Source organism: Gellertiella sp. DMC107 (assembly GCF_056313605.1).
The window spans coordinates 1-25582 of the sequence record NZ_JBQUZZ010000005.1 but is presented as its reverse complement, the minus strand read 5'-3'; the positions used below and the strand labels follow the sequence as shown (position 1 = coordinate 25582).

General features: G+C 61.7%; 21 protein-coding genes and 1 pseudogene. 11 read left to right on the top strand and 11 right to left on the bottom strand.

What is annotated here, in order from left to right; genetic code table 11:
- Positions 1-196: 196 nt before the first annotated feature.
- On the top strand, positions 197-835 hold the full coding sequence (locus ACT54B_RS16310; protein WP_476046301.1) for an outer membrane protein: 639 nt from the start codon (positions 197-199) through the stop codon (positions 833-835).
- A 111-nt stretch (positions 836-946) separates the two neighbouring features.
- Here the strand turns inward: ACT54B_RS16310 and ACT54B_RS16305 are convergent, their stop codons facing one another.
- From ACT54B_RS16305 to ACT54B_RS16295, 3 genes are all read right to left on the bottom strand, one after another.
- A complete protein-coding gene (locus tag ACT54B_RS16305; RefSeq protein WP_476046879.1) occupies positions 947-1546 on the bottom strand; it encodes a glutathione S-transferase family protein in 600 nt (199 codons plus the stop codon).
- Positions 1547-1568: 22 nt separating this feature from the next.
- Complete coding sequence (locus ACT54B_RS16300) at positions 1569-2300, bottom strand: ribonuclease T2 family protein (protein ID WP_476046299.1); 732 nt, start codon at positions 2298-2300, stop codon at positions 1569-1571.
- A 75-nt stretch (positions 2301-2375) separates the two neighbouring features.
- Positions 2376-3233 (bottom strand): 23S rRNA (adenine(2030)-N(6))-methyltransferase RlmJ, encoded by an 858-nt coding sequence (locus tag ACT54B_RS16295; protein WP_476046297.1) that lies wholly within the window; start codon positions 3231-3233, stop codon positions 2376-2378.
- A gap of 81 nt (positions 3234-3314) precedes the next feature.
- Here ACT54B_RS16295 and ACT54B_RS16290 point away from each other — a divergent pair, with 81 nt between their 5' ends.
- The gene (locus tag ACT54B_RS16290; protein ID WP_476046295.1) at positions 3315-5435 is read left to right on the top strand and encodes a molybdopterin oxidoreductase family protein; all 2121 of its coding nucleotides are present in this window, start codon (positions 3315-3317) and stop codon (positions 5433-5435) included.
- Positions 5432-6025 (top strand): NUDIX domain-containing protein, encoded by a 594-nt coding sequence (locus tag ACT54B_RS16285; protein WP_476046294.1) that lies wholly within the window; start codon positions 5432-5434, stop codon positions 6023-6025. The genes ACT54B_RS16290 and ACT54B_RS16285 overlap by 4 nt, the downstream gene beginning before the upstream one ends.
- A gap of 52 nt (positions 6026-6077) precedes the next feature.
- Here the strand turns inward: ACT54B_RS16285 and ACT54B_RS16280 are convergent, their stop codons facing one another.
- The 4 genes from ACT54B_RS16280 to ACT54B_RS16265 form a co-directional block, all read right to left on the bottom strand.
- On the bottom strand, positions 6078-7034 hold the full coding sequence (locus ACT54B_RS16280) for an omptin family outer membrane protease (RefSeq protein ID WP_476046292.1): 957 nt from the start codon (positions 7032-7034) through the stop codon (positions 6078-6080).
- Between the two features lie 101 nt (positions 7035-7135).
- Positions 7136-7720 (bottom strand): phosphoribosylglycinamide formyltransferase, encoded by a 585-nt coding sequence (purN, locus tag ACT54B_RS16275; protein WP_476046291.1) that lies wholly within the window; start codon positions 7718-7720, stop codon positions 7136-7138.
- On the bottom strand, positions 7717-8790 hold the full coding sequence (gene purM / locus ACT54B_RS16270) for a phosphoribosylformylglycinamidine cyclo-ligase (RefSeq protein ID WP_476046289.1): 1074 nt from the start codon (positions 8788-8790) through the stop codon (positions 7717-7719). Before purM ends, purN begins: the two co-directional genes overlap by 4 nt.
- Before the next feature lie 107 nt (positions 8791-8897).
- Positions 8898-9914, bottom strand: a complete 1017-nt coding sequence (locus ACT54B_RS16265) for a helix-turn-helix domain-containing protein (protein WP_476046287.1) — start codon at positions 9912-9914, stop codon at positions 8898-8900.
- A 130-nt stretch (positions 9915-10044) separates the two neighbouring features.
- Between ACT54B_RS16265 and ACT54B_RS16260 the strand changes: the two genes are divergently transcribed.
- The 7 genes and pseudogenes from ACT54B_RS16260 to ACT54B_RS16230 all read left to right on the top strand — a co-directional run bounded on the left by ACT54B_RS16260 (position 10045) and on the right by ACT54B_RS16230 (position 18563).
- Positions 10045-11073 carry an alpha/beta hydrolase family protein gene (locus tag ACT54B_RS16260; protein WP_476046285.1) on the top strand — a complete coding sequence of 343 codons (1029 nt, stop codon included), beginning with the start codon at positions 10045-10047 and terminating at the stop codon, positions 11071-11073.
- Positions 11074-11207: 134 nt separating this feature from the next.
- A complete protein-coding gene (locus ACT54B_RS16255) occupies positions 11208-11759 on the top strand; it encodes a CDP-alcohol phosphatidyltransferase family protein (RefSeq protein ID WP_476046284.1) in 552 nt (183 codons plus the stop codon).
- Positions 11760-11799: 40 nt separating this feature from the next.
- Complete coding sequence (locus ACT54B_RS16250; protein WP_476046283.1) at positions 11800-12927, top strand: AI-2E family transporter; 1128 nt, start codon at positions 11800-11802, stop codon at positions 12925-12927.
- A gap of 35 nt (positions 12928-12962) precedes the next feature.
- Complete coding sequence (gene hdaA, locus ACT54B_RS16245) at positions 12963-13661, top strand: DnaA regulatory inactivator HdaA (protein WP_476046281.1); 699 nt, start codon at positions 12963-12965, stop codon at positions 13659-13661.
- 159 nt (positions 13662-13820) lie between these two features.
- Positions 13821-15959, top strand: a pseudogene (locus ACT54B_RS16240) (RNA degradosome polyphosphate kinase); the annotation flags it as partial.
- A 33-nt stretch (positions 15960-15992) separates the two neighbouring features.
- A complete protein-coding gene (gene ppx, locus ACT54B_RS16235) occupies positions 15993-17507 on the top strand; it encodes an exopolyphosphatase (protein WP_476046279.1) in 1515 nt (504 codons plus the stop codon).
- A 390-nt stretch (positions 17508-17897) separates the two neighbouring features.
- Positions 17898-18563, top strand: a complete 666-nt coding sequence (locus ACT54B_RS16230; protein WP_476046278.1) for a response regulator transcription factor — start codon at positions 17898-17900, stop codon at positions 18561-18563.
- A gap of 14 nt (positions 18564-18577) precedes the next feature.
- Here ACT54B_RS16230 and ACT54B_RS16225 read toward each other — a convergent pair whose 3' ends face one another.
- The 4 genes from ACT54B_RS16225 to ACT54B_RS16210 all read right to left on the bottom strand — a co-directional run bounded on the left by ACT54B_RS16225 (position 18578) and on the right by ACT54B_RS16210 (position 23410).
- Positions 18578-19261, bottom strand: coding sequence for a hypothetical protein (locus ACT54B_RS16225; protein WP_476046276.1), 684 nt, complete (start codon positions 19259-19261; stop codon positions 18578-18580).
- A gap of 154 nt (positions 19262-19415) precedes the next feature.
- Entirely contained in the window at positions 19416-20561 is a 1146-nt protein-coding gene (gene rnd, locus ACT54B_RS16220) for a ribonuclease D (RefSeq protein WP_476046877.1), read from the bottom strand.
- Positions 20562-20655: 94 nt separating this feature from the next.
- Complete coding sequence (locus ACT54B_RS16215; RefSeq protein WP_476046274.1) at positions 20656-22053, bottom strand: multicopper oxidase family protein; 1398 nt, start codon at positions 22051-22053, stop codon at positions 20656-20658.
- Positions 22054-22168: 115 nt separating this feature from the next.
- A complete protein-coding gene (locus ACT54B_RS16210) occupies positions 22169-23410 on the bottom strand; it encodes an MFS transporter (RefSeq protein ID WP_476046273.1) in 1242 nt (413 codons plus the stop codon).
- Between the two features lie 253 nt (positions 23411-23663).
- Here ACT54B_RS16210 and aspS point away from each other — a divergent pair, with 253 nt between their 5' ends.
- Positions 23664-25454, top strand: a complete 1791-nt coding sequence (gene aspS / locus ACT54B_RS16205) for an aspartate--tRNA ligase (protein WP_476046271.1) — start codon at positions 23664-23666, stop codon at positions 25452-25454.
- Positions 25455-25582 lie beyond the last annotated feature (128 nt).

Genomic DNA, 25582 nt, shown 5'->3' with positions numbered 1-25582 from the left:
TTAATAAAATACCTGTTGCCCATAAGCAACGTCAAGTTTTGGACTTGGTATTGCCCCAATTATTTCACAATTTCGCTCTTCCATTTCCCAAATTCGATAGCATTTTAACTTTCGAGCCAAGCAGGCAAACAGATAATCCTCCGAAACGAACGGCCCTCCCATGGCCCCGCTCCGGAAGGATCGAAAGGAGAAAGAAATGCGTAAGTTTATCGTCTCTCTCATGGCTTCTTCGGTTGCTGCCATGACCTTCGCCGCCGCTGCCCATGCAGCCGACGCCATCGACTCGATCCCGGAAGCACCGCAGGCCTATGAACAGCCGGCTGCAACCGGCAACTGGGGTGGTGCCTATGTCGGTGGCGCCGCCACCTACAACTTCGGCCGCTTCGACAAGAACGGTTTCGACGACAAGGCAGCCGGTGGCCAGCTCTACGGCGGTTACAACATGCAGGACGGCCAGCTTGTATACGGCGGTGAAGCCGATATCGGTTACTCCGGCAACGACAACGTCACCGGTGGCGTGAAGACCAAGCAGGGCGTCAACGGCTCGCTGCGCGGCCGTATCGGTGTCGACACCGGTCCGGTTCTCGTCTACGGCACCGCCGGTGTGGCTGCTGCCCGTCTGAAGGGCTCCGACGCCACCACCTCCGACACCCGCAACGCCCTCGGCTGGACCGCTGGCGCTGGTGCCGAAACCATGCTGACCGACTCGATCTCGGCTCGCGCCGAATATCGTTACTCGGACTACCAGGACAAGAACTTCAACCTCGCTTCCGGCGTTGCCGAGCGCGGCTATGACGAACACAGCCTGAAGGTTGGTGTTGGCGTCAAGTTCTGATCGCCGACGATCGCACCGACGATCCAGAAGCCGCCGGCCCCGGATATCCGGGCCGGCGGTTTTCTTTTTGCGCGAAGCAACGGTTTGAAACCGCCTTGCGGACAGGCCCGGTCAGGGCTGTTGCGGCTTCATGGCACCGTAATGGGGAAAGTGCCCGGAAAACGCGGTCGCCCATTCCACGAGCTTCGGATGATCGGCCTCCCATTCACCCTTGAACCGCAGCTCCAGGTAGCCCAGCAGCGCGGCCACCGCGAAATGGCCGCCATGCAGCGTCTTGCCGAGCTTCGGTGGCTTCGTTTCGAGCGCGGCCAGGCCGCGTTTGGCCTTGTCCCATTGCCGCTCGGTCCAGGGCGCATGCTGCTTTTCCTCCGGCCGCATCCGCTTTTCGTAGATGATTGCGAGCAGGCAATCGCAGATCCCGTCGGCCAGCGCTTCCAGCACCTCGGCCTCCGTCCGCTTGCGGTCCTTTTCCGGATAGAGCTTTCCCCCGGATTCCCGGTTTAAAAATTGCATGATGGCGCGACTGTCATAGACCGCCTTGCCTTTGCCATGCAGCAAAACGGGTATTTTGCCGAGCGGATTGTTGTCGACCAGCTCGGCCGGTGCGGCAACCGTATCCACCATCACCTCCATATATTTGAATCGCAGATGGCGGGCGGCCATCCGCACCTTGGCGGAATAGGGGGAGGTGGGAGAGCAAAGGATCTTCATCATGACCGGTACCTTTCGCCTGTCAGAGGAGGGGAAGAATGGTGATCGTGCCCGAGCAGGAGCGGCGCGTATCCGTCGGGCAGGCGCGGGGCGACAGGCCGCCATCCAGGCAGACGCGTATTTCCTTCAGCGTCCCGCCCTTGCCGCATTGCAGGGCAACCGCATTGCCCGGCATCCCCGGATTGACCTTCGCGATCGCATCGAGCAGCCGGTTGCGTTCGATGCGCTGCTCGCGGCTGGCCGACCGCAGCAGATCGGGCTGCCGGAAATTGTTCCAGGCCCGTTCCGTTGCCGCAAAATAGTCCCGCTGGCTCAGGCCCGAGCAGCTGCCGTGCTTCTGCCATTCATGGCGGGCAAGCCCAACGCTTGGCATATAGCGCCGCACATCCCGTGCCACGTCGTCCCGCAGCCGGTCGGGCTCCGATGTGTCGCAGAATTCTCTACGCCCGTCGGGCCACAGGCCATGCACCACCAGCCCGCTGCCGCCGCCGATCTCGCACTGGTCGGAATCTCCTTCGGGGTCGCGGCTGGCGCAAAAGGCCGGTGACCAGCTCAGCGACAGCACATAGCCAGGCCCGGTCCGCTGCGGGGCCGGGGCCTTGACGACCTCCGGCTGCAAGGGCCGTTCCGGCGCAGCGGGCGCCTGTCGCTCTGCCGTTGTTTTCGGCGGGGTGGGGTGAGAAGGCTGCTGCTTCAGCAGGGCCCCGGCAATGGCAAGGGCGACAAAGAGAAGAATACCGAGCAAACGGCGCATGGGAAGGCAATTCCAGTCCTGGCAAACCCTCAAGCGGGCAGCAGGACCATAGGCCAGGCCGCGCTCGGGCGGAAGCTATTTCTTGTCTTCCGCCCGCAGCCAGAACACCCGCTGCGAGGCATATCGGTCGATTGCCAGCGTTTCCTTCAAAACGGGCAACAGGACGTGAAGTTCGTCCTTCAGCGTGTAGGGCGGATTGACGATCACCAGACCGGAGCCGTTGAGACCGGTCGTTTCCCGATCGCTGATCACGCTGAGTTCGGCGCAGAGCATCTTGGGGATTTCCAGCGCTTTCAGCGCCTCGTGGAACGCGGGGATCGGCGCCCCCTTCTTCATCGGATACCACAGGCAGAACGTACCGCCCGGAAACTTCCGCCAGCCTTCGGCGAGGCCCTTGACCAGCCGCTCATATTCGCCCTCCAGCTCGAAGGGCGGGTCGACGAGAACGAGACCGCGCTTTTCCTTCGGCGGCAGATGCGCCTTGAGCGTCAGCCAGCCGTCGAGTTCGGTGACGCGGACCTGATGATCGCCCTCGAAAAGGCGCGCAAGTGCCCGGCAGTCGTCGGGGTGCAGCTCGATGGCGGAGAGGCGGTCCTGCGGCCGGAACAGCGCCCGTGCAAGGGCCGGCGAGCCGGGATATTTCGTCAGACCCCCCTTCGGATTGAAGGACCGGACGGCGCTCAGATAAGGTTCAAGCAGGGCCGCGACCGCTTCGGGAAATTCCGCATCGATCAGTTTGCCGATCCCGCCCTGCCATTCCCCCGTCTTTTGCGCCTCGACGGAGGAGAGATCGTAAAGCCCGATCCCCGCATGCGTATCCAGCACACGGAAGGCGGCGTCCTTCTTCTGCAGATAGCGGATCAGCAGGGCGAGAACCGCATGCTTCAGCACATCCGCGAAATTGCCTGCATGGTAGATATGACGATAGTTCATCTGCCGTGATGCCTCGATGAAATCTTTTGGAGCGCGCGTCCGGGCCTTCTGTGCCGGTTGGCTTTGTCCTATACAAAGGGCATGAACATTGCGACCCCCGAGCTGACAAAATCCCGCACCGGTCATACGGCCTGCCCGCATGACTGCCCCTCCACCTGCGCGCTCGACGTGGAGATCGGCGCGGATGGCCGGATCGGCCGCATGCGCGGCTCCGCCGACAACAGCTACACCACGGGTGTCATCTGCGCCAAGGTGGCCCGCTATGCGGAGCGTCTCTACCACCCCGACAGGCTGCTGACTCCGAAGCGCCGCAAGGGAGCCAAGGGAGAGGGCCACTGGCAGGAGATCGGCTGGGACGCGGCGCTAGACGAGATCGCCGACGCTTTCCAGAAATCTGAGGCCCGTTACGGGTCGGAGGCCGTCTGGCCCTATTTCTATGCCGGCACCATGGGCTGGGTGCAGCGCGATTCCATCGAGCGCCTGCGCTTTGCCAAGCGGTATTCCGGCTTCTTCGATACGGTCTGCGTCAACATGGCCTGGACCGGTTTCGTGATGGGGACAGGCGCCCTGAGGGGACCGGATCCGCGCGAAATGGCGAAATCCGATTGCGTGGTCATCTGGGGCACCAATGCGGTCGTCACCCAGGTGAACGTGATGACCCACGCGATCCGCGCCCGCAAGGAGCGCGGGGCGAAGATCGTGGTGATCGACGTCTACGAAAATGCCACGATGAAGCAGGCGGACATTGGCCTTGTCGTGCGCCCCGGCACGGATGCGGCGCTGGCCTGTGCGGTCATGCATGTGGCCTTCCGCGACGGCTATGCCGACCGCGCCTATATGGCGCGCTATGCGGATGATCCCGCAGGCCTCGAGGCGCATCTCGCCACCCGCACGCCGGAATGGGCGGCGGCCATTACCGGTCTGTCCGTTGACGAAATCGAGGCCTTCGCCCGGCTCGTCGGCGAAACCAAGCGAAGCTACTTCCGCCTCGGCTACGGTTTCACCCGCCAGCGCAATGGCGCGGTCGCCATGCATGCGGCAGCGTCCATCGCAACCGTCCTGGGCGCCTGGCAATATGAGGGTGGCGGCGCCTTCCACAACAATGGGCAGATCTTCGGTCTCGATAAATCCGAGCTGATGGGCACGGCCATGGAGGATCCGGAAATCCGGGTGCTCGACCAGTCGCAAATCGGGCGCGTGCTCACCGGCGACCGGGATGCATTGCGCGGCGGTCCGCCGGTTACGGCCATGCTCATCCAGAACACCAATCCCGCCAATGTCATGCCGGAGCAGCGGCTGGTGCGGCAGGGCTTTCTCCGGGACGACCTCTTTACCGCCGTTCACGAGCATTTCATGACCGACACGGCCATGCTGGCCGATATCGTGCTTCCGGCCACCATGTTCGTCGAGCATGACGATATCTATCGCGGCGGCGGACAGAGCCATCTGCTGTTCGGCCCGAAACTTGTGGAGCCGCCGGAGACGGTCCGCACCAATCTCTTTGTCATCGAGGAACTGGCCAAGCGGCTCGGCGTGGCCGATCGTCCCGGCTTCGGCTTCACCGAGCGGGACATGATCGACCGCATTCTGCAACGGAGCGGCAGGGGCACGGTAGAGGACCTGGCTGAAAATCGCTGGATCGATTTCCAGCCCTCTTTCGAAACCGCGCATTTTATCGATGGTTTCGCTTTTGCCGACGGGCGCTTCCGTTTCCGTCCGGACTGGCTCGGTGGTCCGTCCCCGGTCAAGCCGCCGGAAAGCCTGGGCAATCTGGGACCCGTCGCATCGCTGCCGGTTTTTCCCGATCACGTCGACCTGATCGAGACGGCCGATGCGGAGCATCAGTTCCGGCTGGCCACATCGCCGGCCCGCAACTTCCTGAATTCGAGCTTCACCGAAATGCCGACCTCCCGCCAGAAAGAAGGCCGGCCTGAACTGCTGGTGTCGCCGGGAGATGCCACGCGGCTGTCGATTGCGGACGGAGAGATCGTCAGGATCGGCAATAACAGGGGCACGGTGCGTCTCCATGCGAAGATCTCGGATACGGTCCGGCATGGCGTTCTCATCGCCGAGGGTATCTGGCCCAACGGGGCTCACCTGGATGGCGAGGGGATCAATGTGCTGACCGGTGCGGACGCCGTGGCGCCCCATGGCGGAGCGGCCGTTCACGACACCAAGGTCTGGCTGCGGAGGGAAGCATGAGCCGTTTCGACAGCGCAAAAGTCGAGATCGTCAAGGACGAGACCCTCTCCCGGAACTGGTATCACCTGCGCAATGTGACCTTCGATTATACGGGATCGGATGGCCAGACAGTGCGCCAGAAGCGGGAGGTCTACGACCGCGGCAATGGTGCGACGATCCTTCTGCGGGACCGCAAGCGCGACCGCATCGTCCTGGTGCGGCAGTTCCGCATGCCGGCCCACCAGAACGGCCATAGCGGCTGGCTGATCGAGACGCCCGCAGGGCTTCTTGACGGACAGACGCCGGAAGAGGCGATCCGCCGGGAAGCCATGGAAGAAACCGGCTATCGTGTCGGTGCGCCCCGGTTCCTCTTTCGCGCCTTCATGTCGCCGGGTGCGGTTACGGAGACCATCGATTTCTTCGTGGCAGACGTGGATGTGGCGGATCGAATGGAAGCGGGTGGCGGCGTGGCCCATGAGCATGAGGATATCGAAGTCCTCGACATGTCGCTCGATGAGGCCTTGAGCGCTGTGGCCACCGGCGCCATCTGCGATGCCAAGACCGTGATGCTGCTGCAATGGGCGGAAATCGAGCGCCTGAAGGGGCGTTGAGGCGATAAAGCCGGGCCTCAGGCCCGGCTTTTCCCTTATCCGGCGTGAGCCGTCAGAACTTCATGGAGACGCCGAAGGAGACCTGCAGGGAGCGGAAATCCGCCCCCGCGGCATCCTCGTTGACGGACGTGCCACCCGTCACCGTATTGATCGTTTCCACGTCGCCGCGGGCGGTGAAGATCTTCTCGAAACCGCCGGCCAGATAGATCGTGGAATTTTCGTTCCAGTGGTAATTGGCCGACAGATCCACGCCCAGCATCGGAGCGGCGGTCATGTTGTCATAGAAACGCAGGTCGCGCTGCCAATGGTCGTCCGTGTCCCGGATCCCGAAGGAAAGGCCGCCTTTCAGCCCCGCGCCAAGGGTCAGCGCGCCGATGTCATGCGTTACGCCAGCCGTCGCATAGAGAACCGGAATTTGCTGGCGATAGCTGATCACGCGCTCGCCGTCCTTGAAGTTGCCGATCCTGTCGCGGAAATCATCGACCGAGTAGATGTAGCTGCCCCCGGTGGCGGCCCACTTCACATCCGTATACTTGAACCCGGCGCCGAGACTGAGCGCTGTATCCTCGGTCGAATACACCGTCTTGCCGATCTCCAGGCTGCCGGCCCAGTAATGGTCAAGTGCGGTTTCGGGGTGCAGCGAACGGTCGGTCCAGTCATCCGGTCCATTCGGTCCGCCACTGCCCGGATAGATCCAGTCATAGTCGACCATGTGGCCGTCGCCCTTCATGCCCGTGCTGATCGACGCCTTGAGCAGCAAGTCATAGGGCAATTCGGCCTCGCCGTTCAGCGTGAACAGCACGACACCCCGGCTCTCCCAGTCGAGCCGGGATACGGTATAGTCGCCGTCGTAGACGAATTCCCGCGCATCGATATTCATGAGCCCGACCCCGCCGGACAGCGAGAAACTCTTGTCCGCATTGGTGTAAAGCGTCGTTTCGGCAGCAGAAGCCGCGCCGGCCGCAAGGCCGATCATCGCGGCCCCGGCCAAGAGACCTGTGATCTTCATGAAAGATTTCCTCGGCTAATGGTTGTTAAAAACCCTTAGTCGAGGGGGAGTTTGCTCGGCAATAGTGCGAAAAGGCAAAGAATGGGCCCAAAAATGGCCCTTCACGAAAGGTTCAGCAGAAAAGCCCTGAGGGTGGATGGGTAAAGCATGTGCTCCTCGGTCAGCACGCGGGCGGCCAGGATATCGGCCGTGTCGCCGGGAAGGACAGCCACGCGGGCCTGAGCCAGAACCGGACCTTCATCCATGCCCTCGGTGACCACATGCACGGTGCAGCCCGCTTCCGCCATGCCGGCATCGATTGCCCGCTGGTGCGTGTGAAGACCGGGAAACAGGGGAAGCAGGGAAGGGTGGATGTTCAGAATCCGGCCTTCGTATTGGCGGATAAAATTGGCTGAAAGCAGCCGCATGTAGCCTGCAAGGCAAACCACATCGGGCTTCAGGCCGGCGAGGCAGTCGAGGATCGCGGCCTCGTGATCCGCCTTGCTGGCATAGTCGCTGCGTACGAAAGCATAGGTCGGTATGCCCATGGCCTCTGCCTTCGCCAGCCCGCCAGCCTCCCGCTTGTCTGAAATGACCGCGACGATGTCGGCCGGGAAATCGGCAGCCCCGGCGGCGCGCGCCAGCGCCACCATGTTCGAACCGCTGCCCGAAATGAAGATGACGACGCGGCGGCGGGCTTGGCTCATAGGCTAAGCGCGCCCTTGTAGATCGTGCCGGCAGCGCCCTCCGCACGGGCGACCATGCGGCCGAGGCGAACCGGCGTCTCGCCTTCGGCGGTCAGCGCTTCGATCACCGCATCGGCCTTGTCGGCAGCGGTGACGACGATCATCCCGATGCCGCAATTGAAGGTCCGCAGCATTTCCTTTTCGGCGACACCGCCGGTCTTGGCGAGCCACGAGAACACGGCCGGCGGCGTGATGGCGGCGAGATCGATCTCGGCGGCCAGGTGCTTCGGCAGCACGCGCGGAATGTTTTCCGGGAACCCGCCGCCGGTGATGTGGGCGAGCGCCTTCAGCGCCTTCGTCTTGCGAATGGCGGCCAGAAGCGGCTTCACATAGATCCGCGTGGGGGTGAGCAAGGCTTCGCCGAGCGTTTTCGCGCCATCGAAGGGGGCCTTGTCGTTCCAGCCGAGGCCCGACAGCTCCACGATCTTGCGAACCAGCGAATAGCCGTTCGAGTGGACGCCGGAGGAGGCAAGGCCGAGGATCACGTCGCCTTCGGCAATATCGCCGGAGGGCAGCAATTCGCCGCGCTCGGCAGCGCCGACGGCAAACCCGGCGAGGTCGTAGTCGCCGCCCTTGTACATGCCGGGCATCTCGGCGGTTTCACCGCCAATCAGCGCGCAGCCCGCCTGCCGGCAGCCTTCCGCAATGCCCTCGACAATAGCAGCGCCCTGATCCGGATCCAGTTTGCCGGTCGCGAAATAGTCGAGGAAGAGGAGGGGTTCTGCACCCTGCACGACCAGATCGTTCACGCACATGGCCACGAGGTCGATGCCGACGGTGTCGTGACGGTCCGCATCGATGGCGATCTTCAGCTTGGTGCCGACGCCGTCATTGGCGGCCACAAGAATCGGGTCCTTGAAGCCCGCAGCCTTGAGGTCGAACAGGCCACCGAAGCCGCCGATCTCGCCATCCGCACCGGGCCGCCGGGTCGAGCGGACGGCGGGCTTGATCTTCTCGACCATGGCGTTCCCGGCATCGATATCCACGCCCGCATCGCTATAGGTCAGACCGTTCTTTTCCGACTGGCTCATCGCATTTCACCCTATCTTTTCCGTGGTTGCGCATTCGCATGGGGTGGGGAGAGATGCAAGCAAAAACATGTGAAGGGACTGGCCAAATCCCATGCTGTCCAAGCCTTTCAGCTTTGCTCCGGCCGCTGGCTGGCGCGCCAGGCGGAAGGTGCCGCGCCGAGCACGCGCAAAAATTCCCGATTGAAATTCGACTTGGTGTTGAAGCCACTGTCGAGCATTGCGGACGTAATCGATTGTCCGGATCGGATGCGGTCTGCCGCATCCCGAATTCTGTAGCCATTCACAAATCGCGAGACACTTTCTCCGCTGTGGCGATTGATGGCTCCGGACAGGTGTTTGGCCGGAACGTTAAGGCGCTTGGCAAGCCTGGCAAGCGTAAGACCGGGTTCCTGATAGAGCTTGGTTTGGGACAGAAGTTTCTCCAGTCGCGAAACCAGTTCCGCATCGAAGGAAGGGTTGTGCGCCGCGGATTCGTCGTCTGACGACATGTCGTCCGATACATCGGCTGTTTCGGTAGCGGAGACAGGCATGCAAAGCACGCCGATGAGAAGCAGGGTCAAGGCCGACACGGCATCGATGAGGTAGAGCTTCAATTGCGGCATGTGGAACATGAACGCAACGGCGATCGCTATATCCGAAGCGGCAGATAAGATCAGCGAAATCGCCAGCAATCGCCACGTCATGACGGGCAGATCGCCAGCCCCGAGATTTGCCATCGGCAATGCGTCAGGCCCGGTTCTGCTTTGCCAGAGCATGGCGAAACCGTAGCAGCTGAACTGCACGACGAGTGCCACATCCACCCATTGCCGTGCGGCCAGCAGGCAGAAGAGGAAGAAAGCCGGTCCAAGCCCGTGATGCCAATCCAGAGAAAGGCTCAGCGGGCGGCGATTGACGGCGATGAATGTCAGCCATGCCAGGGGCGGGATCATGGAGGCAGTCAGCGGCTGAAGCGGGCGAAGCGCTGCAACGCCATAATGCTGGACGAGGGTGATGATCACGCCCTGTATGGAGAGTGCGAACAGCAGCCAGACATGGGGCGGTAACCGCCGGTCCTTCAAGCATTCCCGAACACCGAGAAAGGCAAGGACGATGGGGGCCATGAGCGGAATCGGGATGGTGAGCATAGGTATGGTTCCTTTTTCCGCCTTCTGGCCGAAATCCGGTTATGGCGCGACCTGAAACCGGTTTGAGGACGATAAGCTCGATGGGAAGCCCGATGACATGGCGGTCAACGTCATTGCAGAGGAGCTTCCCATGACGATCCGTTCCGCATTCATTGCATTCGCCGCCATTTCCCTTTTTTCCACCGCCTCGGCCCGGGCGCAAGAACTCGCCGGCTATGACAAGATGAGCTTTCAGCCAGCCCATCGGTCAGAAAGTGTGGCCGCATCCATCTGGTATCCGGCCGCTGCAAAAACCTACAAGACCATGCTCGGAGACGATGCAGTGTTTTATGGCACGCCTGTTTATGTGGGCCCGGCTGTAACACCGGGAAAGCATCCCCTTGTGGTGATCTCGCACGGATCGGGCGGCAATATGCATAATCTGGGCTGGCTGTCCTCAGCGCTTGCCCTGCGTGGCGCAATCGTTCTTGCGATGAACCATCCCGGGAGCACCTCCGGCGACAGCTCGCCACGTCGATCGATCCTGGCGCAGGATCGTGCATCCGATCTTTCGGCGGGTCTTTCGACTTTGCTTGCCGATCCGACATTCGGCCCCCTGATCGATACAAGCCGCATAACCGCTCTCGGCTTTTCTCTTGGCGGGGCAACCGTTCTGGAAAACGCCGGTGCCCGGTTCGACCGCAAGGCCTATGCGGCCTATTGCAGCCAATTCGGCGAGGCCGCCACGGACTGCTCTTTCTTTGCCAAGGGCGGTGTCGATCTCAACAATATCGATGCGGAGACCGAGGCCGACCGAAAGGACACGCGCTTCAAGTCGATCATTGCCATCGATCCGGGTTTTACCCGTGCCTTTCAGGAAAAGAGCCTCGCGCGGATAACCGCGCCTGTTCTCTTCATCAGTCTTGGTGAGAAAGCCAGCTTTCCGGCTGTAGACCTCACCGAACGTGGCAGCAATCTGCCTGCGCGGGTTGCGGGCGCGCAACATCTTTTGATCAAGGGCGCGCATCACTTCACCTTTCTCGCCCTCTGCAAGCCGGCTGCAAAAGCCATTCTCGCGGACGAAGGCGAAGATCCGATTTGCGACGATCCGGCAGGAACGGATCGCGGCAGCGTGCATGCCGAAATCATCCGCGCGGTTGCTGATTTTCTCAAGCTGTGAGTGACGCCTGAACCTTTCCATGGCCAAACGGAAAGGGGCCGCCATGTGGCCCCTTTTCATGCCTTGAGGGATACCTGAATTTGTTTGTGCCAAGCGGGCTTGGAATCTGGCGGACGAATGGACACATTCAGGCCATGTCGATACCCAATATCATCACCATCGCCCGCTTTCTGGCGGTTCCGGCCATCATTTATGCGCTTGCGCATCAGCATATGCTGATGGCCTTTGCCCTGTTTCTGGGGGCGGGCATTTCCGATGCGGTGGATGGGTTCATCGCGCGGCGGTTCAACCAGCGGTCCGAGCTCGGTGCCTGGCTCGATCCGCTGGCAGACAAGCTGCTTCTGGTCACGGTTTTCGTCATGCTCGGCATCGGCGGCCAGTTGCCGGACTGGCTGGTCTTTCTTGTCGTCTCCCGTGACGTGCTGATCGTCGGCGCCGTGATCCTGGCGAGCGTCATGAGCCAGCCCATGGAGGCCGATCCGATTTTCGTGTCCAAGGCGAACACGGCTGCGCAGATCATCCTGGTCGCGGTTGCGCTCGGCGCCATGGCCTTCGGTCTTGCCCTGCCGCTCCTCATCAACGGGCTTATCCTCGCCGTCGCCGTCTTGACCACAGTCTCCGCTGCATCCTATTTCCGTATATGGATGCGGCATATGGGTGTTGCCGGCCGGTCGTCCGACCGTTGAGACAAGCAATTTTCGTCAAACCGCAAAGCCTGGGGGCAGAATGGTCACGCATATTACCAGTGGGTATCTGAAGCGCCAGCTGGTGTTCTGGCTGGTCATCCTGGTTCTGTTCTATTTCTTCCTGACGACCTTCAGCTCCGTCTTGCTGCCCTTCGCGGCCGGCATGGCGCTCGCCTATTTCCTCGATCCCGTCGCTGACTGGCTGGAAGCCCGGGGTCTTTCCCGCATGATGGCGACGGTGGTGATCCTGCTCGGTTTCCTCGTCCTGTTTGCCGCGGCGCTGGTGCTCATCATTCCCATGATCGTCACCCAGATTTCCGATCTCGCGGCCCATGCGCCGGAGTATGTGCGCAAACTCCAGAGCGAAGTGTCGGCAGAGAGCTTGCAGCGCCTGCCGAAGTGGGTCACCAGCCAGATTGCTCTGGTCAAGGCCAATGCCACGAAGTTTCTCGGCGAAGGGGCAGCGGTGGCAACCGCCGTCTTCGGCCAGATCTGGAGTTCCGGCAAGGCGATCGTCGATCTCGCCTCGCTTTTCCTGATCACCCCCGTCGTCGCCTTCTATGTGCTGCTCGACTGGGACCGCATGGTGGCCAAGGTGGACAGCTGGATACCCCGGGATCATGTGGAATCGGTGCGGGAAATCGCGCGCGAAATCGATGCGGCCATCGCCGGCTTCGTCCGGGGGCAGGGCTCGCTCTGCCTCATCCTCGCGCTTTATTATGCGGCAGCGCTCACCCTTGTCGGATTGAACTTCGGGCTGCTGATCGGCTTTGTCGTGGGCATGATCAGCTTCATTCCCTATATCGGGTCCATGGTCGGCCTGGGCCTGTCCCTGGGCGTGGCCATCTTTCAGTTCTGGCCCGATTACTGGATGCCCGGTCTTGTGCTCGGCATTTTCCTGTTCGGCCAGTTCATCGAAGGCAACGTGTTGCAGCCGAAACTCGTCGGCAAAAGCATCGGCCTGCATCCGGTCTGGCTGATGTTCGCCCTGCTGGCCTTCGGTGCTCTGTTCGGCTTTGTCGGTCTTATCGTTGCCGTTCCGGCCTCGGCTGCCATCGGCGTGCTGGTGCGTTTTGCCATCCGTCGCTATCTCGAAAGCGATCTCTATCACGGCCACGCAGCCCTGCGCGCGCCTCCCGTGCCGTCGCAGATCGGTGTCGATGACTGATCCGCTTTCTCCCCATCCTGTGCTAGTCTGAAGTCATGCGTGATTTGCGTACCCGTAGGAACGAACAATTGCCTCTGGAATTGCCGCATGATCCGGCAACCGGCCGGGAGGATCTGGCCGTGGGCGGACCGCTGGCCGCTGCGGTCCAGCTGATCGACCGGTGGCCGCAATGGCCGTCGCCGGTTGTCGTTCTGGTCGGCCCGGCCGGATCGGGAAAATCGCATCTTGCCGACATCTGGAAGGAACGGTCCGGCGCCCGGTCCATCCTGCCGGCAACAAATGGCGATGCCGCCCTCGAAGCCGCCGCAAATCCCGTGCTGTTCGAGGATGCGGACCGGATCGCCTTCGATGATACAGCCCTCTTTCACGTGATCAACGCGGTGCGCCAGCACGGCCAGAGCCTGCTGATGACCGCGCGGACCTGGCCCGGCATGTGGGATGTGGCACTCGCCGACCTGCGCTCCCGGCTGAAGGCGGCAACCGTGGTCGAGATCGGCGAACCGGACGAGGATCTGCTCGCCCAGGTCATCGTCAAGCTCTTTGCGGACCGGCAATTGCAGATCGAGCCGAAGCTGGTCGATTATATCGTGCAGCGCATGGAGCGCTCCATGGAAATGGCCCAGAAGCTGGTGGACCGCATCGATTTCCTGGCGCTTGCCCGCGGCACGCGCATCACGCGACCGCTCGTGCAGGAAGCGCTGGTCGCCGCCGGAGCGCCTCTTGACGGCGAATAGCTGTCACGCAACTGTCGTAAATCTGTAATAGTGCGGTTTCTATCGGTATGGCATCTGCTGGGCGAGCAGGACCTTGGCAGAGCACGAGAGGGGCGGACAATGGACATGGCAGCGGCGACGGTGGAAAGCACCAGTGAGACGGCGGTCTCCGAGGGGATACAATCCGATCTGGCAGGCAGTCCGGAGCGGTTCATCAACCGCGAATTTTCCTGGCTCCAGTTCAATCGCCGCGTCCTCGAGGAGACGCTGAACGAATCGCATCCGTTGCTGGAACGCGTGCGTTTCCTGTCCATTTCCGCGGCAAATCTCGACGAGTTTTTCATGGTTCGCGTGGCCGGCCTCGAGGGGCAGGTGCGTCAGGGCATGACCATGAAGAGCCCCGACGGCAAGGCGCCGGCAGAGCAGCTGGAAGACATCCTGAAGGAAATCGACAACCTGCAGATGGAGCAGCAGGCATCGCTTGCCGTCCTGCAGCAATATCTGGCACGGGAGGATATCTTCATTGTCCGCCCGGCCTCGATCTCGGACCGGGATCGCGAATGGCTGGCCGACGAATTCGAACGCTCGATCTTCCCGGTGCTGACGCCGCTGTCGATCGATCCCGCCCATCCGTTCCCGTTCATCCCTAATCTCGGCTTTTCCATGGGCTTGCAGCTGGTCAGCAAGCGGACCGAAGAGCCGATGACGGCGCTGCTGCGCCTCCCGACGGCGCTCGACCGTTTCGTCCGTCTGCCCGATGCCGGAACCGCACTGCGCTATATGGCGCTCGAAGATGTGGTCGGGCTTTTCATCCACCGCTTGTATCCGGGCTATGAGGTGAGGGGATTCGGCACCTTCCGCATCATTCGCGACAGCGATATCGAAGTGGAGGAAGAGGCCGAGGATCTGGTGCGCTATTTCGAGACGGCACTCAAGCGCCGCCGCCGCGGCTCGGTGATCCGCATCGAAACCAATGCGGAAATGCCGGCCTCGCTGCGGCAGTTCGTGGTTCAGGAACTGGGCGTTCCCGATAACCGGGTCGCGGTTCTGCCCGGCCTTCTGGCGCTCAACACCATGAGCGAGATTGCCAAGGCCCCGCGCGACGATCTTCGTTTCCAGCCCTACAATGCCCGGTTTCCCGAGCGGGTCCGCGAACATGCCGGCGATTGCCTCGCCGCCATCAGGGAAAAGGACATGGTGGTCCACCATCCTTACGAGTCCTTCGATGTGGTGGTGCAGTTCCTGCTTCAGGCAGCGCGCGATCCGGACGTGCTGGCGATCAAGCAGACGCTCTACCGTACCTCCAACGACAGCCCCATCGTGCGCGCCCTCATCGACGCTGCGGAGGCGGGAAAATCCGTAACCGCGCTGGTGGAACTCAAGGCACGCTTCGACGAAGAGGCCAATATCCGCTGGGCGCGGGATCTGGAACGGGCCGGCGTGCAGGTGGTGTTCGGCTTCATCGAATTGAAGACCCACGCCAAGATGTCCATGGTCGTGCGTCGCGAAGACGGCAAGCTGCGGACCTATTGCCATCTCGGAACCGGCAACTATCACCCGGTCACGGCGAAGATCTATACGGACCTGTCCTTCTTCACCTGCAACGACAAGATCGCCCATGACATGGCGAATGTCTTCAATTTCATCACCGGCTATGGCGAGCCGGAAGCGGGGATGAAGCTCGCGGTCTCGCCCTATACCTTGCGCCCGCGCATCCTGAAGCATATTGCCGAGGAGATCGAGCATGCCAAGGCCGGCCGGCCGGCGGCCATCTGGATGAAGATGAACTCGCTCGTCGATCCCGATATCATCGACGCGCTCTATGCGGCCAGCAGCGCCGGCGTGAAGATCGATCTCGTCGTGCGCGGCATCTGCTGTCTGCGGCCCCAGGTGCCGGGCCTCTCCGACAATATCCGGGCGAAATCCATCGTCGGTCGCTTCCTGGAACACAGCCGCATCTTCTGTTTCGGCAACGGCTATGGCCTGCCATCCGAGAAGGCGCTTGTCTATATAGGCTCCGCAGACATGATGCCCCGCAATCTCGACCGACGCGTCGAGACGCTTGTGCCCCTGCTGAACAAAACCGTGCATGAGCAGGTCTTGTCCCAGATCATGCTCGGCAACCTGATTGACAACCAGCAAAGCTACGAGATACTGCCCGACGGTACTTCCCGTCGTATCGATGTGAAGGCCGGTGAGGAACCCTTTAACGCGCAGCATTATTTCATGACGAACCCCAGCCTTTCCGGCCGCGGCGAAGCCCTGAAGTCCAGTGCTCCGAAGCTGATCGCGGGTCGGGTATCCGGGTTGAGGACGTAAGATCGTTCCACGAACTGAAGCGTAAGAAACTGCATGGTTGAATCTGAAGCCCAAGGGCGCCTGCCGGGGATCGCTCCCGTTTCGGTAGTCGATATCGGATCGAACTCGGTCCGCCTGGTGATTTATGAAGGCCTTTCGAGGGCGCCGGCCATTCTCTTCAACGAGAAGGTCATGTGCGGTCTGGGTCGCGGCATAGCCACCACGGGCCGCATGGATGCGGACGCCATTGCGCGTGCGCTCGCTGCCCTGAAGCGCTTTGCCGCGCTCAGCCGTCAGTCGCGCGCCAAAGAACTCCATGCCGTCGCCACCGCAGCGCCGCGGGAAGCCACCAACGGTCCTGATTTCATCCGTCAGGCAGAGGCGATCCTGGGAACGCGCGTGCGCGTGCTCTCCGGCGAGGAAGAGGCCTATTTCTCCGCGATGGGCATCGTGTCCGGCTATCACCATGCGGATGGGGTGGTCGGCGATTTCGGCGGCGGTTCGCTGGAACTCATCGACGTGCACGAGCGCGACACGCGCGATGGGGTGACAACGCCGCTCGGCGGCTTGCGCATCGCCGAGGAAGCAGACGGTTCTCTGGCCAAGGCGAAAGCCTTCATCCAGCAGCATCTCTCCCGGGCGCCCGTCATTTCGCGGGGGCAGGGGCGCACCTTCTATGCGGTCGGCGGCACCTGGCGAAACATCGCCAAGCTGCATATGGAGCAACGGGATTACCCGCTGCACATGATGCAGGGCTACGAGATTTCCTATGACGAGGCCACCGGTTTTCTGGATGCCCTGATCAACGCCAAGGACACCAAGGCTTTTGCCGGTGTTTCCAAGAACCGGCGCGGTCTCATTCCCTATGGCGCGCTGGCCATGCGCGAGGTCATTGCCCGCATGCGGCCGTCCCGCATTTCCTTTTCCGCGCAGGGCGTGAGAGAGGGCTATCTCTACGCGCTGCTGCCCCGCTCAGAGCGGGAGCGCGATCCGCTGATCGCGGCGGCCAGCGAATTGGCCATCCTGCGCGCCCGCTCGCCAGAACACGCCCGCGAGATCGCCGACTGGTCTGGCCGGATGCTTCCGTTCTTCGGCATCGACGAAACGGAGGATGAATCCCGGTACCGACAGGCTGCCTGCCTGCTGGCCGACATCAGCTGGCGTGCCCACCCGGACTATCGTGGACTGCAGGCGCTGAACGTGATCGCCCATGGGTCTTTCGTCGGCATCACCCATCCCGGCCGGGCCTTCATCGCCCTGACGAACTATTACCGCTATGAGGGCCTGAGCGACGATCCCGCCTCCATGCCCCTCGCCAACATTGCCACACCCCGCCTGCTGGAGCGTGCCAAGACGCTGGGCGGGCTCTTGCGCATCGCCTATCTCTTCTCCGCTTCCATGCCGGGTATCGTCCGAAATTTGACCTTTGCACCTTCGGCAACATCAGGCGCAGATCTCGATTTCGTCGTCCCCGCAGCGTACCGCGATTTCGTCGGAGAACGCATCGAAGGACGCCTGCAGCAACTGGCCAAGCTGACCGGAAAGAAACTGCTCTTCCGCTTTCTGTGAAACCCGACCGCTGTTGTTGAGAAAAATTTCCTGAAAACGCGTCTTCCCGGAGAGGCGTTTTTACTCAGGGTTGTATCCTGCCTTTTCAATAGCATTCTGTATAGTCCGGGGCCGAACTGCGACCAAGCGTGTCGAGCAAGCTGCGGATGATTTTCGGGACAGAAAGGGCATTTCTGAGTACAATTTCCTTCGATCCGGCTTTGCAGCCTGCCTGTACGACACGAATCCTCGTGAATCGCGATGGAAGCGGAAAATGATCCCGACAGGGGCCAGGTTACCCGTTCTGTTAGAATTTGGATCGCTTGCGATTTAATTGGTCGTTTAAGTAACTAACCATTATTCTTCAATGCGTATATCGTAATTGACATTAAAAACAATATGGTAGCTCGCATGACCAGCTTCAATTCCCTGTCGCATGAACTGATGGATCTGTGGCTGGTGCGGGATAAAATTCTCAAGGTCGAGGAGCTCGTCGAGGTGGTGGCCAGCCGCCTTACGGTCAAGATGGCGCTCAACCTGATCGAGACCGACCATGCCGATCCCTATGAATGGCGTTTTACACGGGTCAGGGATTTCGGCTTCAAGAGCCGCTTGCTCGATCGGGTGCGCAAGGAACTGCCCAACACCAAGCTGGGCGCTCTCAACCGGACCTACATGGATGAATCCGTCATTCCGCCCTTCCTGCGAGCGGTCGAAACGAAACGTCCGATCCTCGATCTGGTGCGAACGCGGTTCGTCGGTGCCCGGGTGGGCTATCATCGACTGATCCTGCCGCAGAAGACGGAAGGACGCCCCGGCTGGTGTCTCAGCATGGTGGAGGGCCGCTTCTTCATTCCCTCGAATGCGGAGGCCAAGACCGACATTACCGACGACAGCATCGTCCAGTTGCTGATCGAGGGCCATACGGCCAAGGAAATGGCCGAGCTTCTCAACCTGTCGCCCCGGACGATCGAGCACCGGATCGACCGGCTGAAGGAGAGGCTGGAAGCCAAGAACCTCGTTCATCTGGTTGCCAAGCTGGTGGCGAACCAGCTCGACAAGCAGGAGATGGCCTGACACGACGCCGGATCTCAGGCAACCCGGCGCGTTGCGCGGGCCTGTAGTGCCTCGCGGCTGAGCCCGGTACTGGCGGAAGCGATGGAATAGAGCGCTTCGGTCGTATCCCTCGTCTTGAAAGCGATGCCTTTCTTGCCGCGCTCGTAATCAAAGCCCAGCGTGCTTCCGAAACGGTCCACGATGATGTGAATGCCGAAGAACATCTGGTCGAATTCCTGACTGAGGGGACGGTAGATGCCCCCGGCCCGGGCCGTATCGATGTCGCCATGGAAATTGGCCACGAAAATCTGCGTGACGCCCAGCGTATCGGCGCTTCGCTCGTTGATGATCTCTCCGAACTTGCACGTGCCGAAGTAAGGCGCATCCGGCAGGACGGCCGAACGAATGGCCTTGCGCATCCGGTGACCGTCGGGAAGGCGGTGGGCGATGAGGTCGCTCGCATCCTCGCCGAGCGCTGTCAGGTTGTTCTTCGTGGCCATGGCGATTTCCATCGCGGTCATGTCGGCATTCAACTGCCGGTATCGGCGGTCGGTTTCCTCGGCGGAGCCGGGATCCTGGTCCGCGCCGCAGAACCAGCGGGAGTAGCGCGGGGGAAGATGGCTGAGTGCCGGGGCTGCGGCCATGGATGTCTCATGGGCCAAACGGGCGATTTCATTGCCGAAACGGTTGGCATATTGCAGCTTGGAAAGGGCGGTCATCTGTCTCTCTCGATACTGTGGTCGACAGAAACCAAATTATGTCTGAAATCTTAACGCCCGAGCGAGAACGAGTCCGTAGATTTACCGTATATGGGGTGGGAGGGAAAAAGGAATGTTCTTCTTCCCGCTGAGCTTGCAGGTTCGCGCCCTCTGCTCAGATCTCCACCGCCTCCACCTTCTTGTCCACAAAGCGAAGCGCCACGTCGCCACGAATGAGCTTCAGGGCCACATCCCCGAACAGGTCGCGCCGCCAGCCCTGCATGGCCGGAACATCGGCATGTTCGCCTTCGGCGGCGATCCGGTCTATATCGTCGCTGTTGGCGATTACCTTGGCGGCGACACCGTGCTTTTCTGAAATCAGCTTCAGCAGCACCTTCAGCATCTCGGCGGCTGCGGCGGCTCCTTCGGGGGCCTGCTGGTGACGCTGCGGCTGGGGCATTTCGGTACGGGGCAGGGCAAGCGCCCGCTGGACGGCTTCGATGACCTGGGTGCCCGCGGAGGACCGTTCCCAGCCCTTGGGCACGGTGCGGAGCCGGCCAAGCGCTTCGCTGTCCTTCGGCTGCTGCTGGGCGATTTCATAAATCGTATCGTCCTTCAGCACGCGGGAGCGGGGTACGTTGCGCGCCCGCGCCTCCCGCTCGCGCCAGCCGGCGACTTCACGCAAAACCGCAAGCTCCTGGGGCTTTTTCAGCCGCATGCGCAGACGAAGCCAGGCATCTTCGGGCGCCATGTCGTAGGTCGCCGGCGATTCCAGCACAGCCATTTCTTCCGACACCCAGAGATTCCGGCCTTCGCGCTCAAGCTCAGCCTTGAGGTGCAGGTAGACATCCCGCAGATGCGTCACGTCGGCCAGCGCATAGGCCAGCTGCTTTTCCGACAGCGGGCGATGACTCCAGTCCGTGAAACGGGAAGATTTGTCGATCGGTACGCCCTTCGTCTTCTGGACGAGCTGGTCATAGGAAACGCTGTCGCCGAAGCCGCAAACCATGGCGGCCACCTGCGTATCGAAGATCGGTCGCGGAATGATGCGGCCAAGATGGTAGACGATTTCCAGATCCTGCCGCGCGGCATGAAAGACCTTGGTGACAGCCTCGTTCGACATCAGCGCAAAGAAGGGCGCGAGGTCGATGCCGTCTGCCATGGGGTCGACAATCACTTCCAGTGTCGGGCTTGCCATCTGTATCAGACAAAGCACCGGCCAGAAGGTGGTCTCGCGCAGGAATTCCGTGTCGATCGTCACGAAATCGGACTGGGCGAGCGTTTCGCAAGCGGTGGCAAGGGCAGCCGTGGTGTTGATTATCTGCATCAATATACCAGTCAGGCGTGAAAAGGAGCGAGTGTTTTTCCTTTCCCCTTCACACCCCGGATGTCAATAAGGCGTTGTACGCTTTGCCTCAAACCACCCGTAAATAGGTCGTCATCCCGCTCTTTTGGTGTTCGATGATGTGGCAATGGAACACCCAGTCGCCCGGATTATCCGCGACGAGGCCGAGTTCCGCCTTCTCGTCGGGCAACATCAGCCACGTATCGGTGACGAATGGTTGGACCTCCCGCATGTTCGAGGACAGAACCACGAAATTCATCCCATGCAGATGGATGGGATGGGCATGGGGGGTCGGATTTGCGATCCGGATTCGGTAGCTTCGTCCCAGTTTCATTTCCGCCAGGGGAGCGGTCGGATCCGTATCGCCCGACCACGCCACATTGTTGATGGACCAGAAGGTGTAGCCGAGTGTGCCGCAAATGCTTTGCCTGGGTGCGGATTCGGCCGTGGCGGAGAGCTGCATGTCCAGGTTGGTTGCACCGGAGGGGTCGAAAGCGGGCACGGGATTGACCGTCAGCGATCCGAGATCGTCAAGCGCCCGTCTAAGATCCGGGCCGGAGGCCCGGAAGCGAGCCACCAGCTTCGGCTGGCTGCCGCGAATATCCATCAGCCGAACGTCCCTGCCTTCGTCTCCCGGCATGCGCAGCGCGAGATCCAGCCGCTGGCCCGGGCTCACCATCAGCGTGTCCAGCCGGAATCGCTTCGGCACCGGATTGCCATCGATGGCGATCACGTCTGCTTCGGCGCCCTCGAGCTTCAGCGTGTAGATGCGGGTTACGTCAGCCGCAAGAATCCTGAGCCGCACCAGGCCTCCGGCCGGAGCATCCAGCAGCGGTTCCTTCTGCCAGTTCGCCGTGCGGAAGGTGCCATAGGTGCCGGACTTTGCCGCATCCCGGGCTTTGAAGGCCTCGATGAACTGCCCATTGCCGCCCAGGCGCCAGTCCCGCAGCAGAAGCGGCAGGTCGGCATCGAAGGACGGGTCGTCCTTGCCTTCTACGACCAGCATGCCCGCAAGGCCGCGGCCCATCTGTTCCAGCGTGTTGCAATGGGGGTGATACCAGAAGGTGCCCGCATCGGGCGGCGTGAAGGCATAGTCGAAACCATCCTTGGGATAGACATAGGGCTGCGACAGCAGGGGAACGCCATCCATGCCATTCGGCACCCGGACGCCGTGCCAGTGAATGGTCGTGGGCTCCTCAAGCGCATTCACGAGGCGGGCAGCAAAGGGCTCGCCCTGGCGTGCCGTCAGCACGGGAGGCATGCTATCCGGGCCGTAGGTCATCATGCCTTTGGTTGGGCCCTTGCCCGTCAGGTCGAAATCCAGGGGCCGGGCTTTGAGGAGGACAGGGTCGCGGCCCGTGGCCAGTGCCCCGGCGAGGCTGTTCCGCCCCGCGAGAAGTCCCGCAGCGCCCGATGCGCCGATAATGGCAGTGGCTTTGAGAAGCGAGCGGCGGCTGAGGATGGTCATGCGTGCGATCCCTGGTTTCCGGCTCCGTTTTCCATAAGTGGACTTCTGTAATCAAGATAAATTTCGGCAGCGCCCCGGGTCTGCTACACTCCGTCGCGGAATGTCTTGACGTCGATCAGTTTCCGCGGTCGCGTTCGTCGGGCGGTGTCGCCAGCTTGTTGAAGAAAATGGAGGTTCTGAGCAGGTTGCGGAAGCGCCCGCGCCGCTTCTCCACCGGCACCGCCTCCCGCACCAGCATGCGGTTGAGGGTATACAGAATGAAGAGCAGGAAGACCCCGGCAAGATAGAGGAACAGGCTTTCCGCGCCGAGCCGCTCGATGAGGATCGATGCCACCATCGGGCCGAAGGTGGCCCCGACCGACCAGAAGAACAGCGTGCCGGCCGATACCAGCGCATGCTGCCCCTCCGATGCGTGATCGTTCGCATGGGCCGAACAGAGTGAATAGAGGGGCAGGGCGAAAGCACCGAAGAAGAAGATACCGAGATAGTTCAGATAGACATGGTCCCTGGCGACAAAGCCGATGAAGAGACAGGCTAGCATCGCACCGCCGCTGGACACCAGGATCATCAGCCGCCGGTCCAGCCTGTCGGAGAAATGGCCGAGCGGGTATTGCAGCACCACGCCGGAGAGAATGCCGATGCTCATGAAGGTGGCGATCGATGTCACCGACATGCCGATCCCCTTGCCATAGATCGGGCCAAGGGAGCGAAAGGCGGAATTGCTGAGCCCGATGGCGATACATCCGGCGGTGGCAAGCGGTGAGATGTTCCACAGGGCCTTCACGTCGAAACGGATGGCCGCCGGAAGCGCCGGGCTGGATTTGTCGGTGAGGGAAATCGGAACCAGCGACAGGGTGAGGGCCATGGAAATGATCGCGAAGAGCGCGAAGCCATCGATGCCGACGGACGGGATCATGTATTGGGCGAGGGTGACGGCGCCGAGATCGACGAAGCGATAGACGGAGAGCGTGCGCGCCCGCGTCTCGTTGTTCACCTTGGCGTTCAACCAGCTTTCCATCACCGCGAAGAGGCCGGCAAAACACAGGCCCGAAACCAGCCGCAGCAGGAACCAGGAGACCGGATCGATCAGCAGCGCCATGGCGAGTGCCGCGGCAGAGGACATGGCCGCAAGCGCTGAGAAGGCCCTGATATGGCCGATCGCCCGGATCACCCGGGTGACATAGATGCAGCCGATGGCAAAGCCGATGTTGTAGCCGGTACCGACCAGACCGATCAGGGATGTGGAAAAGCCCTCGTCCAGCGCCCGAAGCGCGATGAAGGTCCCCTGCAGACCGTTGCCGCCGATGAGGATCCCGGCGGTGACGAGAAGGGGAATGAGCGGCCGGATCTGATTCATCTGAAATGCCATCGGGGAAGGGAAGCGGAACGACGGAGCGAACGTGAACCCCGCAGAGCGAATCCCTGCCGTGTTCGCGGATTTGAATTTCTAGGCGAGCTTAAACGGGAAAAACAGTGCAAGAAGCTGGGTGCGCCGCCCAAGCCTTGACAAACGCCCGCGCGCATGCGCTTTTCCCCGCGATTCATGAGCTGTTGGATTCCGGACCGGATCTGGACTCACGGCCCCTGCCAGACATTTAGGATAATTTCCGATGCACCGTTACCGCTCCCATACCTGTGCCGCCCTCCGCAAGAGCGACGTCGGCTCCACCGTTCGCCTGTCGGGCTGGGTCCATCGCGTTCGTGACCATGGCGGCGTTCTGTTCATCGACCTGCGCGACCATTACGGAATGACGCAGGTGGTCTGCGATCCCGACAGCCCCGCCTTCAAGACGGCCGAAACGGTTCGCGGCGAGTGGGTGATCCGCATCGATGGCGTGGTCAAGGCCCGCACCGAGGACACCGTCAACAAGAACATGCCGACCGGCGAGATCGAGCTCTATGCCCGCGAGATCGAGGTGCTCTCCGCCGCCAAGGAACTGCCGCTGCCGGTCTTCGGCGAGCCGGACTATCCGGAAGACGTGCGCCTGAAGTATCGCTTCCTCGACCTGCGCCGCGAAACGCTGCACCGGAACATCGTGAAGCGCACCCAGATCATCGCCGACATGCGCCGCCGCATGGGCGATATCGGCTTTGCCGAATATTCCACCCCGATCCTGACGGCCTCCTCGCCGGAAGGCGCGCGCGACTTCCTCGTGCCGAGCCGTATCCACGAAGGCAAGTTCTTCGCCCTGCCGCAGGCGCCGCAGCAGTACAAGCAGCTTCTGATGGTGGCGGGTTTCGACCGCTATTTCCAGATCGCGCCCTGCTTCCGCGACGAAGACCCGCGCGCCGACCGCCTGCCGGGCGAATTCTACCAGCTCGACCTCGAAATGAGCTTCGTCGAGCAGGAAGACGTCTGGAACACCATGGAACCGGTCCTGCGCGGCGTCTTCGAGCAGTTCGCCGAAGGCAAGCCGGTCACCCAGACCTTCCCCCGCATCGCCTATGACGATGCAATCCGCAAATACGGTTCCGACAAGCCGGACCTGCGCAACCCGATCGTCATGGAAGCCGTGACCGAACACTTCGCCGGTTCGGGCTTCAAGGTCTTCGCCAACATGATCGCCTCCAACCCGAAGGTCGAGGTCTGGGCAATCCCGGCCAAGACCGGCGGCTCCCGCGCCTTCTGCGACCGCATGAATGCCTGGGCGCAGAGCCAGGGCCAGCCGGGCCTCGGCTACATCTTCTGGCGCAAGGAAGGCGAGAAGCTCGAGGGTGCCGGCCCCCTTGCCAAGAACATCGGCGAAGAGCGCACCGATGCGATCCGCACCCAGCTCGGCCTCGGCGATGGCGATGCCTGCTTCTTCGTGGCCGGTGATCCCGCCAAGTTCTACAAGTTCGCAGGCGAAGCCCGCACCCGCGCCGGCGAGGAACTGAACCTCGTCGACCGCGACCGGTTCGAACTGTGCTGGATCGTGGACTTCCCCTTCTACGAGTGGAACGAAGACGAGAAGAAGGTGGATTTCGCCCATAATCCCTTCTCCATGCCGCAGGGTGGCATGGATGCGCTGGAAAACCAGGATCCGCTGACCATCAAGGCCTATCAGTATGACATGGTCTGCAACGGGTTCGAGATCGCGTCCGGTTCGATCCGTAACCAGTCGCCGGAACTGATGGTGAAGGCCTTCGAAAAGGTCGGTCTTTCCCAGCAGGACGTGGAAGACCGCTTTGGCGGCCTCTACCGCGCCTTCCAGTACGGTGCCCCGCCGCATGGCGGCATGGCCGCCGGTATCGATCGCGTGGTGATGCTGCTCGTCGGTGCGAAGAACCTGCGTGAAATCTCGCTCTTCCCGATGAACCAGCAGGCCCAGGACCTACTGATGAACGCGCCTGCTCCGGCCACACCCGCCCAGCTGCGCGAACTCGCGCTGCGCGTCGTGCCGAGCGCCAAGAAGGATTGAGCCTCGGCTTGACGCTCAACGGAAAAAGACCCGGCCCCGCGCCGGGTTTTTTTATGAAATAGAGAAACCTCCACCTTCGGTGGAGGACTGGACGAGTTCTACACAGTCGTTGAGAGACCTCCTGCTTG

Excerpts from the sequence above, each read along its gene's own strand:
- ACT54B_RS16305 (WP_476046879.1), bottom strand. The coding sequence starts at position 1,546 with ATGAAGATCCTTTGCTCTCCCACCTCCCCCTATTCCGCCAAGGTGCGG.
- ACT54B_RS16290 (WP_476046295.1), top strand. The coding sequence starts at position 3,315 with ATGAACATTGCGACCCCCGAGCTGACAAAATCCCGCACCGGTCATACG.
- ACT54B_RS16310 (WP_476046301.1), top strand. The coding sequence starts at position 197 with ATGCGTAAGTTTATCGTCTCTCTCATGGCTTCTTCGGTTGCTGCCATG.
- ACT54B_RS16225 (WP_476046276.1), bottom strand. The coding sequence starts at position 19,261 with ATGACCGCCCTTTCCAAGCTGCAATATGCCAACCGTTTCGGCAATGAA.
- aspS (WP_476046271.1), top strand. The coding sequence starts at position 23,664 with ATGCACCGTTACCGCTCCCATACCTGTGCCGCCCTCCGCAAGAGCGAC.
- purM (WP_476046289.1), bottom strand. The coding sequence starts at position 8,790 with ATGAGCCAGTCGGAAAAGAACGGTCTGACCTATAGCGATGCGGGCGTG.
- ACT54B_RS16295 (WP_476046297.1), bottom strand. The coding sequence starts at position 3,233 with ATGAACTATCGTCATATCTACCATGCAGGCAATTTCGCGGATGTGCTG.
- ACT54B_RS16285 (WP_476046294.1), top strand. The coding sequence starts at position 5,432 with ATGAGCCGTTTCGACAGCGCAAAAGTCGAGATCGTCAAGGACGAGACC.
- ACT54B_RS16230 (WP_476046278.1), top strand. The coding sequence starts at position 17,898 with ATGACCAGCTTCAATTCCCTGTCGCATGAACTGATGGATCTGTGGCTG.
- ACT54B_RS16250 (WP_476046283.1), top strand. The coding sequence starts at position 11,800 with ATGGTCACGCATATTACCAGTGGGTATCTGAAGCGCCAGCTGGTGTTC.
- hdaA (WP_476046281.1), top strand. The coding sequence starts at position 12,963 with ATGCGTGATTTGCGTACCCGTAGGAACGAACAATTGCCTCTGGAATTG.
- ACT54B_RS16260 (WP_476046285.1), top strand. The coding sequence starts at position 10,045 with ATGACGATCCGTTCCGCATTCATTGCATTCGCCGCCATTTCCCTTTTT.
- ACT54B_RS16265 (WP_476046287.1), bottom strand. The coding sequence starts at position 9,914 with ATGCTCACCATCCCGATTCCGCTCATGGCCCCCATCGTCCTTGCCTTT.
- purN (WP_476046291.1), bottom strand. The coding sequence starts at position 7,720 with ATGAGCCAAGCCCGCCGCCGCGTCGTCATCTTCATTTCGGGCAGCGGT.
- ACT54B_RS16300 (WP_476046299.1), bottom strand. The coding sequence starts at position 2,300 with ATGCGCCGTTTGCTCGGTATTCTTCTCTTTGTCGCCCTTGCCATTGCC.
- ACT54B_RS16210 (WP_476046273.1), bottom strand. The coding sequence starts at position 23,410 with ATGAATCAGATCCGGCCGCTCATTCCCCTTCTCGTCACCGCCGGGATC.
- ppx (WP_476046279.1), top strand. The coding sequence starts at position 15,993 with ATGGTTGAATCTGAAGCCCAAGGGCGCCTGCCGGGGATCGCTCCCGTT.
- ACT54B_RS16255 (WP_476046284.1), top strand. The coding sequence starts at position 11,208 with ATGTCGATACCCAATATCATCACCATCGCCCGCTTTCTGGCGGTTCCG.
- ACT54B_RS16280 (WP_476046292.1), bottom strand. The coding sequence starts at position 7,034 with ATGAAGATCACAGGTCTCTTGGCCGGGGCCGCGATGATCGGCCTTGCG.
- ACT54B_RS16215 (WP_476046274.1), bottom strand. The coding sequence starts at position 22,053 with ATGACCATCCTCAGCCGCCGCTCGCTTCTCAAAGCCACTGCCATTATC.